Below are 18,881 nucleotides of genomic sequence, written 5' to 3' on the forward strand. Positions count from 1 at the left end.
AACCAATAACTTGGTATCTTCCACAGTATGAGCCAGCATACTGTATCTTGTGTCATTGTTCACCAGAACGTCGAATTAAGCCAAGTCTTGGAGGCTGCTCTACGCAAGACCAATTTTGAAATTCAATTAGAGTATGCCAAAAATTGGGCGGAGTTAGAAACAGCACTCGCAACTGCACCTGCTTTAGTGTTTTGCCCGAGCGATTTGATGCAACAACGTGAAGAGCGGGTGCTAGATTTGCTTCAACAACGTTCCCCTGACTCGATTTGTGTCAAAGTATCGCAACGCCATTGGGAACCTTTAACCACACGTGTGTTGGCGGTTGAGTTATGTGCGATTTCTACAAGTGATGCAGATTTGCTTCAACAGCAAATCGATTATTTATTAAATTATAGCAGCTTAAAGTATCGCTTCCGCCAATCCAAGCATTTGCTCAGTATTGCTGAATTGCGTTGCCAATGGTTAGTAGACTATGCACGTGAGCCAGTCGCCTTTGTAGCGCGTGGTCGCCATTTACATGCCAATGTAGCCTACCTATCATTATTTGGTTTTAGCTCAGAAGCTGAAGCTTTAGCTACGCCTTTATTGCGTTTAATTTCTATGCATGAACGTGAGGTATTTAGCTCTTTATGCGCGAATGCTGAACGTAGTGCTTGTCCTTCTAATAAGCTGCTTTTGACTATGAGGCGCTTTGATAAACAACCCTTCCGCGCTGAAATACGCTTGATTCCTTCAGTGTTTCGTGGACAGCGTTGTGTGCAATTACACGTACACGCGCTGGTAGAGGCTAGAGAGCAAGTTTTACCTAATCCTTGGAGTCAACCAGTTGCAGCTCGTGCTAATGGTAATAAGGAGTTGAGTCAAAAGTTAAGGGCAGAATTTCAGGAAGCTTTAAATCTGCATGCTAATACGCAGCCCTCTTTGTTAACCGCTGAGCCGATTTTAGTGGCTGCTAATGGGACAAGATTGAATTATGCAAATCTAGTGCGTGATGCAGAGCCTAAGGGACGTTTTCAATTAGATTGGTGGACTCTACGTAGTGCTCTATTACATCCTTTACTGCAACGTAAGCAAAACCATGATCATTTAATCTTGGTTAGCTTGGGCGATTGGGTATTTAAGCAAGCAACCCAAGTAAAAGCTCTAGTGAAATTGCTTCATGCTAATCAGCGTTTGGCTAGTCAATTAGTGTTAGCGATTCCAGTAGACGCTTTGCTTGCCCATTCAGTGTTGGCACGTCAAGTTTTACCTGCGATCAGGCAGACTGGTGCACGTTTAGCCTTGGATCAAGTCAACTCAGTGAATGCTACCTTATTAGCTCAAATTAAGCAGTTAGATATGCAATTAGTGCGCTTAGCGCCCGAGCTGGTGCATGCAATGGTTGGACAACAAGTTATTTCACAGCAGCTTTATAATTTGATTCAAACTTTTGCCCAAACAGAGTTAACGGTGATTGTCGATGGTATAAGTGATATTACCTCACTCAATTTAATGTGTTTAACTGCAGCAACTTATTTGCAAGGTGATATTTTGAATAAATTTACGCGTTAAACCTATGACCAACTATCCACTCAAAATTGCTTTAGTCATCGAAGATATTTACTTGCCTGCTTGGCAAGTAGCGATGATTAGACGCCTGATTAATCAAGATGGCCTAAAAATTGAACTGATCTTATTGGCAGGCAAACATAAAATTTGGCCATTAAACTCAGTGAAATTTAATTTCTTCAAAAAACTACAACGTTTAGAGTCAAGGTTACTAGAGACTTCTTATTCTGCTAGCCAACTAGAAAATATTAGTAGTCTATTGGATTGTGCTGTTATTAAGTTGATTACTGCTGGTGCTAAACAACAATTTTTTAAAAAATTTATTAATCTAGTTATTAATTTAAGCAATAATTCTAAATTACCAGAATATTTAGTTGAATATTCAAAATATGGAGTTTGGCACTACTTCTACAACAGTCATTTAGAGCGAGATATCAATTGGGCGGGTTTGCAAGAGTTTAATCTAAACCAAGATGGTATTTTTAGTGGTGTTATGGTTTACAGTGCTTATTTTGCTGAGTCCCGCTATTTATGGATTTCTTATACCAGTAAACAATGCTCATTAAGTAAAACTCGCGATAATCTGCTTTGGAAGATGCTCGAGTTTATGCCTGTGCTCTGTCAGCGGGCTGTGAGATTTAAGTGTGGTAAAAGTTTTATTCAAAGTCATCATCTTGATAATTTAATTAATAAAGTAATAAGCTTAGAAAACGTTTGCTATTGTCCTTTATGGACGGAAAATTTACTTATTTTAGCAGTTGGCTTTCTTCATACTCATCTCAGACGTTTGGTTTATAAATTGACCCTCAACAAAACTTGGATTTTATTAAAGTCTGAGCAAGACCCAGTTCAAGATTTTCAACAAACTAATCAAGCTCAAGTTCTTTATACTCGGTCTAAGGGCTTTGTAGCAGATCCTTGCTTGGTAGAGGAAAGCGGCGAGCATTATGTATTTTTTGAAGAATATCTGGAGTCTACTCAACGCGGACGCTTAGTCTGTGCAAATCTACAAGATTTTGCTTCCAACAAAGCACCAAAGGTAGTTTTGGAAAAAGACTATCACTTGTCCTATCCTTTTGTTTTTAAAAGCGCAGGGATTTGGTATTTAGTTCCAGAGTCAGCAGAAAAACGTGCGATCGATTTATATCGTTGTGTACAGTTTCCTGATCAATGGGAGTTTGTGAAGACTTTAATGACAAATATTGACGCTTATGATGCTACCTTTTATTGGCATCTTGGGCGCTGGTGGATGTTTGTGAATTTACGTCCACATCCGAGTACTTCACCGAATGAACTGCTTTATTTGTTTTCTGCCGAGGATTTGCTTGCAGATCACTGGCAAGCTCATCCGGCTAATCCTATTATAAATCATGCAGATAAAGCCCGCTCAGCGGGGGCTTTATTTGAGCGCGATGGCGTTATCTACCGGCCATCTCAAAATTGCGCAGGCTCTTACGGACGTGGCTTGAATCTGAACGCCATTATCGAGTGGAATGAGCATACTTATAAAGAAAAAACAGTAGCTCAATGTATTCCTCAAGGCCAAGCATCTTTGCATGGGATGCATTCCTTTTCTTGTCTAGGGAATACAGTCATCAGTGATGGTATTTATACGCATAAGCGTTGGCGGAAAGCATGATGTCTAACAAAAAAATTGCCTTCGTCATTCACTCTCTTGGACGTGGGGGAGCTGAGAAAGTTGTTTCTGAGCTATCAATTCATTGGCAAAACAAAGGTTATACTGTTAGTTTGCTGATTTTTGAAAATCAGGTAGGTTACCCAGTAGGTGGTGAGTGTATTAATTTAAATTTACCTTCTGGTGAAGGTTTTTTTGAGCGTGTGTTTATTCTTTTAAAGCGTGCTTGGCGTTTGAAAGTTATTTATCAAAAGACTAAATTTGATTTAATCATAGCTATCATGGAAACAGCGAGTTTCCCTTCGATTTTGGTTAACCCAGAGACTATTGCCTCGAATCATTGTAATCCAGATTTGTATTTTTCTAAGGCGGAATGGAAGCTTTCTAGACTGCTATTTCCTAAAGCAAAAAAAATCGTTTGTGTTTCAAAAGTGGCTATGCAGGCTTTCAAGAGTAGACTACCTGCTACTACTCCCTTAACAACGATCTACAATCCTATTGATTTTGAGCGTTTAGCTTATTATGCCAAGCAACCACCGGTCATTAGGTTTGAAGGAAAATATATTATTGCAGTCGGTCGTTTAGAGTTACAAAAGCGCATTGATCGACTTTTGAATGCTTATGCTGAAACTAAATTAAGGCATGAAGCAAAGCTATTGATCTTAGGTGAGGGTAGCCTGCGCCCACAATTAGAACAACAGATCAGAGCTTTAGGTTTAGTTGATCAAGTATTAATGCCGGGTAATATAGAAAATCCACACCCCAATATAGTGGGAGCCGAATTTTTGGTATTATCCAGTGATCATGAAGGTTTTCCTATGGTACTAATAGAAGCCTTAGCAGTTGGTAAGCCGATTATATCTACAGATTGCGCAACAGGACCGAATGAAATTATTCAGCATAGCCAAAATGGTTTATTAGTTCCAGTTGAAAATACCTTGGCTTTGCGTGATGCGTTAGATGAGCTCTATTTTAATAAGCCCCTTCATCGATACTTAAGCCATAACGCTGCAGCTTCAGTAAAGCATTTATCAATTGAGACAATTGCAGCTCAATGGGAGGCATTAGCTTGGAAAGCATAAGAAATTTAGCGCTAACTTGCTTGCTATTATTTATTTTTGCGGTGCCAACCGATGGCTTATGGACTATTGTTGGTTTGTCATTGGTGAAAATATCCGGCCTATTGTTATTTGGTATGGTAAGTTTATTAGTAATTAGCGGTGATGGCATGCGTGGCGCACCTTGGTTTTTTATCACGGTGACTGTCTATACCTGTTGGATGCTTTTTAGTTTTCTCTGGACTTGGATGCCAGTTGATTATGAGACTAGTCTAGCAATTAATAGTCAGCAAGCGCTTAAAGAATATTTATACCTATTTATGATGATCTTGTTAGCCTTCCAAGTCGTGCGTACTGAACAAGATTTAAATTTAATATTTGCTGCATATTTATTAGGTGCGATTGGTTTAGCTTATTTCCTTGTACGCGGCTATGATCCTACTGGTACAACAGTAAGACATGAGATTAGAGGTTTTGATGCTAATGAAACCTCTCTGCAGTTAGCTTTAGGTTTACCCATGGCCTTATATTTACTATTGATCGCTAAATCATGGTTATTACGAGGATTAGGCTTAGTCTACCTTCCAATTGCATTATTCGGAATTTTTATTACAGGTTCTCGCACAGGTTTTATTACTGCTTTGCTAGGCCTTATTGGTTTAATTCCGTGGTTTTGGCATACTAGGTTTATATGGAAGTTAGTAGCCTTAAGTTTCTTCGTGGTGATAGCTTTAGGTGTAACTAGTATGATACCACAAAAAACTCTAGATCGTTTATTTTCCTCAGGTACTGAGTTAAGTCAAGGAACCTTAAGCTCACGTAGTATTACTTGGTCGAGAGCTTGGTTAGAAATTAATGAGGCTCCTTTTTTTGGTAATGGACTCAGTTCTTTTCGGCGAGTAATTAATAAATATAATATTGATTACACCGCACATAATAGTTATATCGCTATTATGGTAGAACAGGGTGTAGTTGGCTTGCTCAGCTATCTAGCAGTGATCATAACAGTATTTCTACAAGCCTTTAAAATACCTGCTGAGCAGCGTTTATTAATGCTTGCTCTCCTGTTTATTGCCATTGCGGGGCAGTTTACTTTAACTTTGAATGGGCGCATGTTTATTTGGTTTGCTTATTTATTCATTGTGCTTAAAGCTAATCTTGAGCAACCGTCTCAACAACTAGCACAAAATTATCAATTGAGACTGGCATGAAAAAAATAGCAATTGTGATTGGTGATTTAGGCATGCCGGGGGGGGCTGAGAAAGTAGCTGCGGATCTAGCTACTGAATTTCACCAACGTGGGCATGATGTGACAGTGATTACTTTTGAGGAAAAGCAAAAGTCGGGTTATCTACAAACGCCAGCCAAGCACTTACACCTATCGATGCCTTCTCGCGAAGGCGGGCTATTCAGCCAGTTAAGATTATTGATGGAACGGGTCTGGATTTTTCGCACGGTGTTTAAACGCGAGCAATTCACGCATATATTTTCTTTTTTAGAGTCTGCTAATGTACCCTGTGCTTTAGCTAGTCCTTTAACACGTGTATCAGTGCACATCGACCCGGATGAATGGACTGAGCGCCAGCAAGCAATTATCAAATTTGCCTTTAAGCGTGCACATACCGTCGTAGCACTGACCAATACCATGCAGGCTAAATTACGAACTCGATTACAACTAGAAAATGTCGTTCGTATCTATAACCCTGTGATGAGCGATTTAGTGCATCAACGGGCCAAAGAAAGCATCGAAATTAATCAGCCTTTTATCTTAGCAGTAGGTCGTTTAAATAATTTAAAGCGCTTCGATCGTCTTATTTCTGCTTATGCTCAAGCGAAGGTTTCCACAAAATGCTTACTCATTATTTTAGGTGAAGGCGAGCTGCGGCAAAGTTTAGAACAGCAAATCCAAATTTTAGGCTTAAAAGAAAAGGTGTTGCTCCTAGGCTATGAGGCTAATCCATATAAATATATGACACGGGCAGAGTATTTGGTGATGAGTAGCGATACAGAGGCTTATCCTGTTGTCTTGATTGAGGCTTTGAGCTTAGGTTGCCCGGTTTTAAGCACAGACTGTCCGAGTGGCCCACGTGAAATTATACACGATGGTGAAAACGGTTTGTTAGTAGCAGTCAGTGAAGCAGCTCTAGCAGGTGGTATGGAGCGTTTGTGTAGCGATATGCAATTACGTGAACGCTTATCGCGCCAAGCGCCTAGTTCAGTGCAGGGTAATGACATTCGCCAAGTCGCTGATGCTTGGTTGGCGGTTTAAGATGCAAGTGCGCCATAGCATTCTCTATCTACTTGCCCATGGCATTCCGGCGTTAGTCGCGTTTCTGACACTTGCAGTGTATACGCGTTGGATTAGCCCTGAAGCTTATGGTGTATATAGTACGTTGGTCGTTGTGGCGAATAGCGTAAATATTATTCTATTTAACTGGCTCTATGTAGCCTTGCTACGTTATTGGCGTGATAGTGATTTTCAACAGAGCGAATTGATTAGCTTACTCTTAATTGTCCTAGGGATTGGTAGTGTGGTGATTTTACTAGGCGCATCTAGCTATTTTTTTTTCACAAACGATGCTCTCATAGCTGTTTCTCTAGCAAGTTTAATGCTTAGCAATGCTCCCTATATGGCTTATCAGCGTATTAATTCTGCTAGCCTCCAAGCTGAACGCTATTTGAAAATTGAACTCGCACGCGTAGTTGTTACGGCGCTATTAGCCATCATCTTAGTTTGGTTAGGTTATTCATGGTATGGCATTTTATTAGCAACCACGCTTGGGTTTTTGGTACCACTAGCATTTCGTCATTTCTGGCAGAATTTTTGTCATTATCCTATCGCATTAAATTCTGCTAAAGCTTTTAAGCTTTTGCATTATGGTTTACCTCTCAGTCTAACCTTCATACTTTTAGAGGTCATTCATGCCACAGACCGAGTGTTATTAAGTTGGCTAGTTGGTTTCAAGGCTGCAGGTCAGTATGCAGTAGCCTTTAGTCTACCTTTTCAGTTATTGATTCTAGTTGGTAGCGCTATCAACGCAGCATTCTATCCTTTAATTTTACAAACCTTAGAAGAGCAAGGAAAGGCTGCAGTTAAAGCGAGCTTGGCTAACTATTTATTGATTTTGCTAGGTTTATTAGTGCCCAGTTATTTTGGTTTTATTGCAGTCAGTCATGATTTTATGCCTTTACTGATTGGTGATGCTTACTTAATTGATTCTCTACGCTTATTACCTAGTATTGGCTTATTGTTAGTCCTGAATGCAGTCTATCTCTTTCATACTTCTCTAGCTTTTCAATTAGCTAAGCAAACCTACCGGCCCATTTTGGTCGTTGGTGTAGCAGCTATTTTGAATGTGGCATTAAATTTGATCTTAATTCCTATTTATCAAATTGAGGGGGCGGTCATAGCGTCGTTAGGAGCCTATGTGGTTTGCATCATCTATGGAAATGTCCTAGGCGCTAAAGTTTTTAAGTTACCAGTTTTATGGTTGGAGATTATTAAGATTATATCTGCTGCTAGTTTAATGTTATTGATTCTAAGTAATTTATCTATTGGTCACGGGTTTATAGAAGGTCTAATTCGCATTTTGGTCGGAATATTAGTATATTCATCTGCTATTTGTTTATTAAATGTGGGGAATGTTAGAAATTATTTACTTATTTCTTTAAAGATTTTGAGTAAACCTAATGAAAGCACTCACTATTCAGCGTAAAAAATATGGTGTTAACATTCAGGAAGTTTATTTTGCAGTTGATTGCCTTGCAAGGATCAACTGTGATTTGAGTATTAGTTTCTGTGTGGCTAGTGAGGGTAAAAACACCACTACTGCTTTGACTTCTATCATTGATCTAACTCAAGACTCTCAGGAAATTCTTGCTAATTTTCGACTGACGCATCGTCGAGGTATTCAAGCTTGTTTAGATTCGAGTGACTTGCACTATAAATTCATTACTTATCCTAGCTCTAAAGATATTCAGTGTTTTTGTAAGGTTTATGATAGATTTGCTAAAGAAAAAAACTTAGATCCTTGCAATGAAACGAAGCTAAGATTTTTTGCTGGCCAAGAAGCCTTGATTTTAACTCAAGTCAATTGCATGAATACCGGTGAGTTATTGTGCATCCATGCCCTAATCTGTAATGGTGAGCGTGCACGCTTGCTACATGCTGTATCCAATTTTCGTAGCTATGTCGATGACTCCACTAAACGCAATCATATGAGTAAAATTCATCGTGCACTCTATTGGTTTGAAATGAATCATTTTAAAAGGCTTGGTTATCAAATCTATGATTTGGGGGGCTTGGGTGACAGCAATAATCCGGAGTTTGAAAAAATAAATTATTTTAAGCGTGGTTTTGGTGGAGAGGAGCGTAGAGAGTATATTAATTTTACACCGAGTACTTTAAAAGGTTGGATTGCAATGCTTTATATAATGAGAAGGCTATGAGGAAAGAGTATAATTATAAAAGTAATTTTGAAGGTATTGCTTATATTATAACCTCTTTAGCAATGGGTGGAGCACAAAAAGTTTTGCTAGGTTTATTAGATAGCCAAAAACTTAAATCCAAACCACCTTTAGTGATCAGCTTGTTAAAAACACAAGGATTACAAGAGGTTTTCAATAGTATAGGGGTGGAAATTTTTTACTTAGAGTTAGAAAAACCACAGCTTATTTTTAAGAAAATTTTCCAATTGCGCCGGTTACTTACTGAGCGGAAGATTAAGATTTTTTATAGTTTTTTGCATCATGCTAACTTATTTGCTCTATTAATGGCTAAAATCAGTAGCAAACCTCATCCAATAGTGATTTGGGGTCTGCATGATACACCTTTAAAAAACCTCTATACTCGTTGGCAACACCGCTTATTATTTTGGTTGACCGTGCGCTTAGCACATATTCCGCGTAAGATTATTTTAGTCTCCGAACGTAGCCGCAAGCGTTATTTAGAAGTTGGCTATCCAGCTAATACAATGCAATTAATTCCTAACGGTGTATTCATTAAACCCTTAGATTTTGAGCAAATTGAAACTGATCGACAAGCTGTGCGTGCCGAACTAGGCTTGAGTGCTGATGCACTGCTAGTTGGTAGCTTGACACGTGCTGTACCTGAGAAAGACCTACCGCTAATGTTAGCGGCATTTGCTCAATTAGTAGTTAATCAAGATGCTTATTTAGTCTTAGTAGGCGAGGGAGTGGATAAGCAAAACACTGATTTGCAGGTTAATCTTGCTTCACTAGGCTTAAAAGATAGAGTCTATACCTTAGGTATTCGGCAGGATGCACAACGCTTAATTCGGTCTTTTGATCTTGCTACTTTATCTTCTCGTTCTGAGGCTTTACCTCTCTTTTTAGTAGAGGCAATGGCTTTAGGTGTACCTTGTGTTGCGACCGATGTGGGCGATATTAGCTTAGTCTTGGGCGGACAGGGTGAGTTAGTAGCTACGAGGGATAGTCACGCCTTAGCGATAGCTTGGCAAAAAGTTTTAAGTTATTCAGTAGCAGAGAAGAAGAAGAAATCTCAGGCAGCTTGGCAGCATATCCAAGCTAATTTTAGTGTAGAACGTATGCAACAACAGCATTTAGCCGTGTTTGCTGAACTACTTCAGTCTTGTGAGCTTAACCAAGCTTGGAACATGAGAATGCACCATAAGCGTTGCTGATTGGCAGCTCCTTTTAAAAAATTCTGCCATTCATTTTGAACTAACTCAGGGTTTAAATAGGCTTGTTGTTGAATCAGGTGTCTATCCAATAAAGCCTCTGCCCAAGCGCGTAAATCGCCTCGTAACCAAGTGGCTAAAGGAACATTAAAACCCTGTTTAGGCCGATTAACAATCTCGGCAGGTACATATTTATATAATAATTGACGCAACAACCATTTGCCTTGCCCTTGGTGAATCTTAAACGCAAGCGGCATACGCCAAGCCAATTCAAAAACTCGATGATCTAAAAAAGGAACACGTGTCTCTAAGCTTACAGCCATTGCGGCTCGATCTACTTTACAGAGCATGTCATCCGGTAAAGTATTTAAGCTGTCAAAGAGCATCATGGCTGCTTCTGCTTGCGCAAACTGCGGTGCAAGTTTAGTCATAGGCCAAGAGAGCTTACTCGTTTGAGCATTGAGCACTAGAGCTTCGGGATGATGCCAATGTTGAGAAAGCCGTGGAAACAAGGTGTACACAGAATCGCTAGCTTGTAAAGCACCCGCTATTTTGTGGAGTTGTTCGCCCAACTCTTGATTAGATTGCAGTAGTAGTTTGTTTAAACTGCTAGTGGGCAGCTTCAGTAAAACTTGCAGAAGTTGTTTGCGCAGAGTGGCTGGCACCCAAGCCAGTTTAGACCAAATTTTCTGTGCAAATAAATAGCTACGATAGCCGCCAAACAACTCATCCCCAGCATCGCCTGATAAAGCAACCGTTACTTGTTGACGAGCACAACGACTAATAAGAAAGCTTGGAATCGCTGAGGTATCTGCAAACGGTTCGTCATAAATTTGGGGTAGTAAAGGGATGACGGCTAAAGCTTCTTGAGCGGTCACTTGAAATTCAGTGTGATCAGTACCTAAATGTTGAGCTACTGTATGTGCATGTTGTGCCTCATTAAAACCTGCTTGTTCAAAGGCCACCGTGAAAGTACGAATAGCTTGACTGTGCTGTGCTTGCATTAAGCTCACTATCAAAGAGGAGTCAATGCCGCCAGAGAGAAAAGCGCCTAAAGGTACGTCTGCTTGGGCTTGTAAATTTACGGCAAGTTTTAATTGCTGCTCCAAACAATACAGTGCTTCTGCTTGATCAGTGATCTGATGCTTTTGGCTGTTTAAAGCAATATCTAAACTAGACCACCAAACTTGCAACTTAACTTGTTGGTTGGCAAGTGCAGATGGTTTTAGCTCTAAAAAGCAGCCAGCTTCTAGCTTGTGGATATTTTTATAAATGCTATTTGGACTAGAGATATAGGCACATTGCATATAGCTAGCTAAGACATTGCTATCTAGTTCAGCAGCAAAACTAGGGAGTTGACGTAAAGCTTTGAGTTCAGAAGCAAAAGCAAATTGTGTCCCAATCCAACCATAATACAGCGGCTTTTCGCCCATCCGATCACGCATTAGATATAAACTACGCTCTTGCTTATCCCAAAGTGCAATCACAAACATGCCTACAGTTTTTTGCAAACTACGTTCGACACCCCAGTGAGTAAAACAAGCCAATAAAGTTTCTGTATCAGAATGCCCGCGCCAATTAGGAGCTAGTTGCTCTTGTTCTAATTCGGAGCGTAACGCTTGATGATTATAGATTTCGCCATTAAAAACACAGATATAACGCCCACCGGCAGAACTCATCGGCTGTTGACCAGCAGCAGATAAGTCCACGATGGCTAAACGTCGATGGCCTAAAGCAATTTGTGCATCCATATCTAGCCAAGCGCCTTGTGCATCAGGACCACGGTGTGCAAGGCTAGCTGTCATTTGTGCTAAGGTATTTGCAGGATGAGTTAAATGTTTAAAGCCAAAAAAACCTGCAATGCCACACATTTTGTCACCTATAAATAATTTTAGTTGTAGTACTGAGCTTGAAAGGAGGTGAAGGAATAATCTTTGAGTAATTGATGCAATTTTTTGACCATCCCCGCACGCCCTGCAAATTGATGCACAGCCCAAGTAGGCGAAATGCCGGCAGGTTTGGCAACCTCTTGATATTCTCTAGTATCTAGCTCATGAGGATGCATATAAAACACTCCTTCAGTTTTATTGAGTTTACGTGCGAGCCAACGTGTTAGCATATAAGGATAAATGCGGAAATAGCCACCACCCATTACAGGGACAGACTTACCTAATACCGTGCAGGTGGAGAGCGGATAGGTATCCAAGCCGCGTTCCCGAATTTGTTGCAAGATAGCATCATCGGCAAATCCATACACTTTGCGTACTTGCGCGAGCATAATCGAGGATTCATAGCGTAACCCGAAGTTCTGTAAGATCTCGCAATACCAAGGCAGCATTTCTGTGCGTACCGAAAAGGTTGGGGCACGAAACCCTAGGACTTTTTGCCCACTGATATGCTCTAAGTGTGCCACTGAACGTTCGATTTCAGCTTTGAATTGAGCGGGAGTTAAAGTATATAAAGGGCGATGACTATAGCCATGACTGGCTAGCTCATGCCCTTGAGCTGCAATAGTAGTGATGAGCTGAGGATGGCGTTCGGCGACCATACCTTGTACAAAGAATGTACCTTGGACTTTATGCTCAGCCAAAATAGCTAATAAGTGCATGGTATTATTGAGTACCCGCTGTGAGATGGGGCGCTCAAAGTTAAATACTGATTGTTGCCAGTCTTCAATGTCTGCACTAAAGATCATGGTAAGGTATTCCAACTGGTTTCCAGTTGCGCTAAGCGGCGATGATGCTCATAGCAGGCTATATAGACACTACTTAGCCGTTCAAGTACTTGTTGTGCTGAGAAATGTTCAACTACATGTGCCCGTCCGGCTAGCCCCATGCGCTGCCGTTCAAGTGGATGCTCCATGAGCCACTGCATTTTGGTTGCTAAAGCTTGAGGATCAGTAACGGGAACGAGAAAACCTGTTGTTAGGTCTTGAATAGCTTCACGGCTGCCTTTGACATCGGTACCAATCACGGGTTTAGCACAAGCCATTGGCTCTAACAAAGCGCGTGGTAAGCCTTCACCGAAAGAGGTCAGCAGACCCACATCAATTTCTCGATAGAACTCGACCATATCCATGCTATAAGCGCGAACTTCAATCCACTCTTCGAGTCGATGAGCGGCAATCTTGGCAGTAATCTCAGTTTTAAGCTCACCTTGACCAATCAAGAGCACTTTAAAGTTGGGATTGACTAAACGCAGATGTTTGACAGCATCTAAGAGTAGCTCATGATTTTTGATGGCTTCAAAGCGTGCTACCATGCCAAAAATAGTTTTATCATTGGGGATCTGATCTAGGCTAGGGCAGAAATAATCGGTATCAATGCCATTGCCTAGATATTTGATTTGTGGCGCATCTAAGAGTTTGTAGCGGTGGGCGATTTCAATATCTTCATGTGACTGAAAAAGAGCAAGGTGCACCGGCCATTTTAATAATCGCTCGACAGCTAAATAAGTAAACTTGCCTAAATTGCTCGTATTATACGATAGGCTATAGCCATGGCTTTGGTAAATCCAAAGTGGTTTGCGCATCACAAACGCAAGGCAGCGCCCCACTAAACTAGGTACACCAAAATGCAAGTGCACTACATCGTAATTGCCCTCACGCAGTACTTTCTGCAAATTAAAGAAAGATTGTAATAAGCGCCAAGGACTAATACTACGATGCAGATCTGCAAGAATTACCTGCATACCTTGCTGGCGCATCAGCTCGACTTCTTTGCCATCACTACATAAAATTGCGATTTTGAGTTGTTGGGGATAACGCGCATTCAAAGCTTGGGCGCGGTTAAATACTAAGGCATAAGCTGAACTGCTGGTGGTACAGACTTCAAGTATTTTTAGCATATTAGTAGAACTTATGGATAAGATGACGGGAAAGCGTGTTCATAACAAACGGAGGGCTGTTACGAATCAACCAAGAAGCGCTGCTATAGATTGATGAGCGTGAGGTCTGAGCTTGAGGGATAGGCAGTTGATAATAATGGATAGGCTGAATCTGATCAGCAAAGCGCCGTTTGAATTCATAAGCCTTACTGCCTACCGAAGAACGGCCTAAGTTATAGGTTTGTTTACCAGTTTGCTCACAATATTCGGTGATTGACCATAGCATCGTCAGCAATAAATTATGCTTCTTATAAGCAGGATCGAGTCCAAGCCAAGCCCCATACAACTCAGTGCTGTTAATAAAGGCAAATGAGGCAACTGCTGGAGTATCACCCATATAACCTACAAATAGGGAGACAGTTCTTTGACAAGTTCGATGAATGTCCACGAAAAATGTCCAGCTTTGTGGAAGACTGCCAATTTCATGCATGTGCTTTAAATACAGTGCATAAAAATCTTGCAACAGAGTGAGGCTATTGCCAATTTTAAAATGAAAGCCTTGTTTAAATGCTTGGCGAAGGTTGCGACGAGTAGACTGTGAGAATTCTTTTAAACGCTGTTCACAGGTCTTGCTAAGATCAACAATTAATTCAACCTTATCAGAATGATCAATTGTGCAAGACAAGTAGCGCGTAGTACGTAGTTCTAAATACTTGGTTTTTAAATTTAACTTGGGTAGTTCTTTTAATAGTTGACTAATTAAATCACTATAAAAATCATCAGCGATATTAAGTTCCCCCGTTTTGTCAAAACCTACGCCAAGAATTAATGTGTTCCTACCTAAGCCGAAGTTACTACTTTTCAAGAAAGAAGGAATAATTAAGCGCTGATCCTGAAAATCAAGTTCTATATCCAGCGCTTTGAGCTGGTATTCTGTTGCTAAAGCTAATCTAAAGGCTGAGCTAGTAAATACCTTTTCGTTTAAACCTAAGCTTGGCTGATTCTCTGTTAGCTTATTTAATTCTTTAATGCGGATAGCCATCGGCGGGGCACTCGATTTGCTAATTAATTGTCTAGATTATTAACGGATAAAAAGGTTTGTGCCTGTACTGACTGGATAAGAGGGCAAAGTTTCTAGGTAAAAGGAATAAGCGCGACTTGACTCTCGACTAGCCGCTTATCTAAAAAAATGCTGCGGTATGCAGTTGGCCTTTTGCATATAGAAAAATATTATAAGAGGATAGCCTCAGATATTTTACTCCAATGGCTGATAACCTTATGTTAACCGTATCTGAGCAAGTTCCAGTTGTGGCGAGTCCTACTATCCCTGTGATCATACCTGCGTCAGAGCTAATGTCTGCAGTGGGAGCTAAGAATTCTAATGCCTCTAGTCTGTTGACTTTGACACAAGTCTGGCAACGTTTGTGGCGGCAGAAATGGTTATTTTTAACGACTTTATTCCTGGTTTTATTAGTCACTGCACTAATTACTTTGATGAAAAAACCAGAGTATCGCGCTATTTCAACTATTCAAATTGAGAAACAAGGCGCTCAAGTGGTGGACTTTGGGAGTGTACGTCAAGTAGCACCTGATATGGGCGAAAATGATATGTTTTTTCGCACTCAATATGAGCAACTTAAAGGGCGGCAATTAGCTGAGCAAGTGATCAGTGAATTAGATTTAGATAGGCGCTTATTTGAAGTTAAAGACAAGCCAACTCCTGTTGGGCAAGTTTTGCAAGACGCACAGAAGAGTCTAGTCGATATCAAAAAGCAGATTACTGATCTATTACCTGAAAGCATGTCTAGTGAAAAACAAATCATATCTACTGTTAAGAGTGATAATATTGATCTATTTTTAAAAAATCTCTATGTTGAACCTATCGAAAAAGCTCATTTAGTTAAAGTCTATTATGAAAGCACCGATCCAGTTATTTCTGCAGAAATTATCAATAAACTCATTGAGTTATATATTAAGAACTCTATCAGTAACAGCAGCCAAACCGATATTTATGCACAAGCTTTCTTAGATCGGGAATTGGAAAAGGCTCGAGAACGCTTGACTAATAGTGAAAATGAAATGGTGAGCTATGCACGAGATAATCAGATTCTCGAAGTCAATAACAGCCAAGCCACCCAAGAACAAAAATTGAATGAATTGAATACAGCATTGGCTACGGCTGAACGTCGGCGGATTGAAGCAGAAAGCCAGTTAGGTCAAGCACGCAAGCATGGTAATGTTGTGGGAGTTTTGACTAATCCTGTAGTGGAATCCTTAAAGCGTCAATTGGTGGATTTGGAAGGTCAGTATCAGAATCAGTCTAAGGTCTTCAAACCGGCTTATCCAGAAATGCAGCAATTAGCAGAGCAAATTCAGACAGTTAAAAGTAAGTTGGCGACTGAAATCGCTAATTTAAAACAATCCTTAGAAGCAGAGTTTACCGCCTCTAAGCGCTTAGAGGGGCAAATTCGTGGTGAGCTTTCTAGTTATAAAGGGGAACTAGTGAACTTGCGGGATCGCAGTGTCGAATACAATGCGCTCAAACGTGAAGTAGAAACTAGCCGTAAGTTATATGATGATTTGTTAAAGCGGGTGAATGAGGTCAATGTAGCTTCAGGTGCCAATAAGGTCACTAATATTCGAATTGTTGATGCGGCTAAACCTCCTGCAGAGCCGTTTCGCCCAAATAAAGCGATTAATCTGTTAGTAGGTTTAATTACAGGTTTAATTTTGGCGGCAGCTTTAGCTTTACTGCGCGAAACTTTACGCCGTTCTTTGACTTCAGGTGATGAATTACAATCAGTCAGTGGACTACCGGTGTTAGGTACAATTCCTCATGTACGCCGTATGAATGAACAAGATCTAGCGATGGTGACTCTACGTGATCCCAACTCACCGGTAGCAGAGGCCTATCGAATTGCTGCTACCAATATTCGTTTTGCTTTACAAGCTGGAAAATCGAGTGTGATTCTGCTGACTAGTGTTAATCCATCAGAGGGTAAATCGACATCCTCAGTAAATCTAGCCTTAAGTCATGCGCAAATGGGGGCGAAAGTTTTATTAATTGATGCGGATTTGCGTCGCCCTACGCTGCACACCAAAATGGGTGTGAGTAATGCGCGTGGTTTGAGTGATTATGTGGACGGTCGTGCTGAATTAGCTCAAGTTACTCAACAAGTACCACAGATGAAAAATGCCTATGTCATTACCTCAGGGCCTTTTTGGGTTGATCCAAGTAGTATTTTGGCGAGTGCTAAAATGCATCAGTTGTTAGAAATGGCGAGGAGGCATTTTGATGTGACCATTATTGATGCACCTCCCGTGATGGGATTTGCGGATGCGTTGATGTTAGCTGCGCAAGCCGATAATACTTTACTGGTGACTGATGAGAAAAATATGGATCGCAAGCTAGTGCTCAATGCTATCCAACAATTGCAACGAGTTAAACCTGCGATTGGTGGTTTCTTAGTGGTGAATGCTAAGCATGGAATTACCGATAAACGCTATTATGACCGCTATAATCGTGGATTAGCCAGAAAAGCCAGTAATTATGAGAATCCAGAAACCAGTGGTTTGAATTTAGCCCGAGATAAGGCTGCCTAAAACTTTGGAGGTAACACCCCTAACCTAGAGAATTAGGGGTGTAAGTAAAAATAAACCTAAGGTAAGGTTGTTTCACCCATTAAGAAACGATCACATTCCCGAGCAGCTTGACGGCCTTCATTGATTGCCCAAACCACTAAACTTTGCCCACGACGCATATCACCTGCAGCAAAAATACCGGGAAGAGTGGTCGCATATTTGCCGTATTCAGCTTTCACATTACCGCGTGGATCGGTTTCTACTTGGCTGCTGTTAATCAAGGCTTTTTCGGGGCCAGTGAAGCCCATAGCTAACAGGATCAAATCAGCCGGCAGTATACGTTCAGTACCAGCAATTTCGACCAAATTCATCCGACCATCAGCCGTTTTTTCCCATTGCACACCAACGGTATGAATTTCCTGAACCTTGCCTTCAGCATTGCCTACAAATTTTTTAGTCGATACTAAATATTGACGGGGATCAGCACCAAATACCGCCGCTGCTTCCTCTTGGCCATAATCGATTCTGAAAATCAAAGGCCACTCTGGCCAAGGATTAGTTGGAGCGCGTTGATCAGGCGCACGCGGCATAATTTCTAACTGAGTGACCGATTTGCAGCCGTGACGCAGCGAAGTACCTACACAGTCAGTGCCGGTATCACCGCCACCAATCACGATCACATGCTTATCTTTAGCCGAGATGTAGTTGCCATCTGCATGTTTGGAATCTAACAAGCTTTTAGTATTCGCTGTTAAAAACTCCATTGCATAATGAACACCTGCTAGCTCGCGACCAGGCACTGGTAAATCCCGTGCTTGAGTCGCTCCAGCGCATAAGATTACTGCATCGAAGTCCTTACGTAGCTCAGTTACCGAAATATCTTTGCCAACATGCACACCGGTGACAAATTGAATGCCTTCAGCCGCCATTAAATCAACACGACGCTGCACAACTTCTGTTTTGTCCAACTTCATATTAGGAATGCCATACATGAGCAAACCACCGATACGATCTGCGCGCTCATAAACAGTCACCTCATGACCCACTTTATTCAGTTGATCGGCACAAGCTAAACCGGCAGGGCCTGAGCCAATCACTGCCACTTTTTTACCAGTACGAACTTCAGGTGGTTCAGGACAAACCCAGCCTTCAGCGAAGGCTTTATCGATAATACTGACTTCATTCAGCTTAATCGTTACAGGGTTTTCATTTAAGCCTAAAGTACAAGCACCTTCGCAAGGAGCAGGGCAAACGCGGCCGGTAAACTCAGGGAAGTTATTGGTCATCCGTAGACGCTCATAAGCTTCGCGCCATAGACCTCGATAAATCATATCGTTCCATTCTGGAATCAGGTTATTCACAGGGCAGCCACTCGCACCACCCGGTAATACTTTTCCAGTTTGACAGAACGGAATGCCACACTCCATGCAGCGTGCACCCTGACGTTGACTTTCTGCTTCACTATGGAAATGGAGATGAAACTCACCCCAGTCCTTGATGCGCTCTAAAGGCGAACGATCGGCTGGCAGTTCGCGCTCATATTCGATAAATCCAGTTGGTTTACCCATTCTT

General features: G+C 41.1%; 14 protein-coding genes. 9 read left to right on the top strand and 5 right to left on the bottom strand.

All coding sequences use genetic code 11. From position 1 onward, the window contains the following. Window positions 1–27: 27 nt before the first annotated feature. The 8 genes from Q0307_RS00160 to Q0307_RS00195 are packed head-to-tail and all read left to right on the top strand — an operon-like array spanning window position 28 to window position 9,905. On the top strand, window positions 28–1,551 hold the full coding sequence (locus Q0307_RS00160) for an EAL domain-containing protein (RefSeq protein WP_298654732.1): 1,524 nt from the start codon (window positions 28–30) through the stop codon (window positions 1,549–1,551). Between the two features lie 4 nt (window positions 1,552–1,555). Beyond that, window positions 1,556–3,187, top strand: a complete 1,632-nt coding sequence (locus Q0307_RS00165) for a hypothetical protein (RefSeq protein ID WP_298654733.1) — start codon at window positions 1,556–1,558, stop codon at window positions 3,185–3,187. Beyond that, a complete protein-coding gene (locus Q0307_RS00170; protein WP_298654735.1) occupies window positions 3,184–4,266 on the top strand; it encodes a glycosyltransferase in 1,083 nt (360 codons plus the stop codon). Before Q0307_RS00165 ends, Q0307_RS00170 begins: the two co-directional genes overlap by 4 nt. Beyond that, a complete protein-coding gene (locus Q0307_RS00175) occupies window positions 4,254–5,453 on the top strand; it encodes an O-antigen ligase (protein ID WP_298654737.1) in 1,200 nt (399 codons plus the stop codon). Before Q0307_RS00170 ends, Q0307_RS00175 begins: the two co-directional genes overlap by 13 nt. Then, entirely contained in the window at window positions 5,450–6,511 is a 1,062-nt protein-coding gene (locus Q0307_RS00180; RefSeq protein WP_298654739.1) for a glycosyltransferase, read from the top strand. Before Q0307_RS00175 ends, Q0307_RS00180 begins: the two co-directional genes overlap by 4 nt. A gap of 1 nt (window position 6,512) precedes the next feature. After that, window positions 6,513–7,958, top strand: a complete 1,446-nt coding sequence (locus Q0307_RS00185) for an oligosaccharide flippase family protein (protein ID WP_298654741.1) — start codon at window positions 6,513–6,515, stop codon at window positions 7,956–7,958. Then, window positions 7,933–8,691, top strand: a complete 759-nt coding sequence (locus Q0307_RS00190) for a hypothetical protein (RefSeq protein WP_298654743.1) — start codon at window positions 7,933–7,935, stop codon at window positions 8,689–8,691. The genes Q0307_RS00185 and Q0307_RS00190 overlap by 26 nt, the downstream gene beginning before the upstream one ends. Then, window positions 8,688–9,905, top strand: a complete 1,218-nt coding sequence (locus Q0307_RS00195) for a glycosyltransferase (protein WP_298654745.1) — start codon at window positions 8,688–8,690, stop codon at window positions 9,903–9,905. The genes Q0307_RS00190 and Q0307_RS00195 overlap by 4 nt, the downstream gene beginning before the upstream one ends. On the opposite strand, the gene asnB is transcribed toward Q0307_RS00195, so the two are convergent. The 4 genes from asnB to Q0307_RS00215 are packed head-to-tail and all read right to left on the bottom strand — an operon-like array spanning window position 9,848 to window position 14,769. After that, window positions 9,848–11,773: an asparagine synthase (glutamine-hydrolyzing) gene (gene asnB / locus Q0307_RS00200; RefSeq protein ID WP_298654746.1), complete on the bottom strand. Its 1,926-nt coding sequence runs from the start codon at window positions 11,771–11,773 to the stop codon at window positions 9,848–9,850. The two genes, Q0307_RS00195 and asnB, sit on opposite strands and share 58 nt — an antisense overlap. Window positions 11,774–11,793: 20 nt before the next feature. Beyond that, entirely contained in the window at window positions 11,794–12,597 is an 804-nt protein-coding gene (locus Q0307_RS00205; RefSeq protein WP_298654748.1) for a polysaccharide deacetylase family protein, read from the bottom strand. Next, window positions 12,594–13,748, bottom strand: coding sequence for a glycosyltransferase family 4 protein (locus tag Q0307_RS00210; RefSeq protein WP_298654750.1), 1,155 nt, complete (start codon window positions 13,746–13,748; stop codon window positions 12,594–12,596). The genes Q0307_RS00205 and Q0307_RS00210 overlap by 4 nt, the downstream gene beginning before the upstream one ends. Before the next feature lies 1 nt (window position 13,749). Then, the gene (locus Q0307_RS00215; RefSeq protein WP_298654752.1) at window positions 13,750–14,769 is read right to left on the bottom strand and encodes a GNAT family N-acetyltransferase; all 1,020 of its coding nucleotides are present in this window, start codon (window positions 14,767–14,769) and stop codon (window positions 13,750–13,752) included. Between the two features lie 236 nt (window positions 14,770–15,005). Here Q0307_RS00215 and Q0307_RS00220 point away from each other — a divergent pair, with 236 nt between their 5' ends. After that, a complete protein-coding gene (locus Q0307_RS00220) occupies window positions 15,006–17,330 on the top strand; it encodes a polysaccharide biosynthesis tyrosine autokinase (RefSeq protein ID WP_298654754.1) in 2,325 nt (774 codons plus the stop codon). Between the two features lie 56 nt (window positions 17,331–17,386). Here the strand turns inward: Q0307_RS00220 and Q0307_RS00225 are convergent, their stop codons facing one another. Beyond that, window positions 17,387–18,877: a glutamate synthase subunit beta gene (locus Q0307_RS00225; protein ID WP_298654756.1), complete on the bottom strand. Its 1,491-nt coding sequence runs from the start codon at window positions 18,875–18,877 to the stop codon at window positions 17,387–17,389. Window positions 18,878–18,881: the final 4 nt, after the last annotated feature.

The organism is uncultured Thiothrix sp. (assembly GCF_937873765.1).
Taxonomy (GTDB): Bacteria; Pseudomonadota; Gammaproteobacteria; order Thiotrichales; family Thiotrichaceae; genus Thiolinea.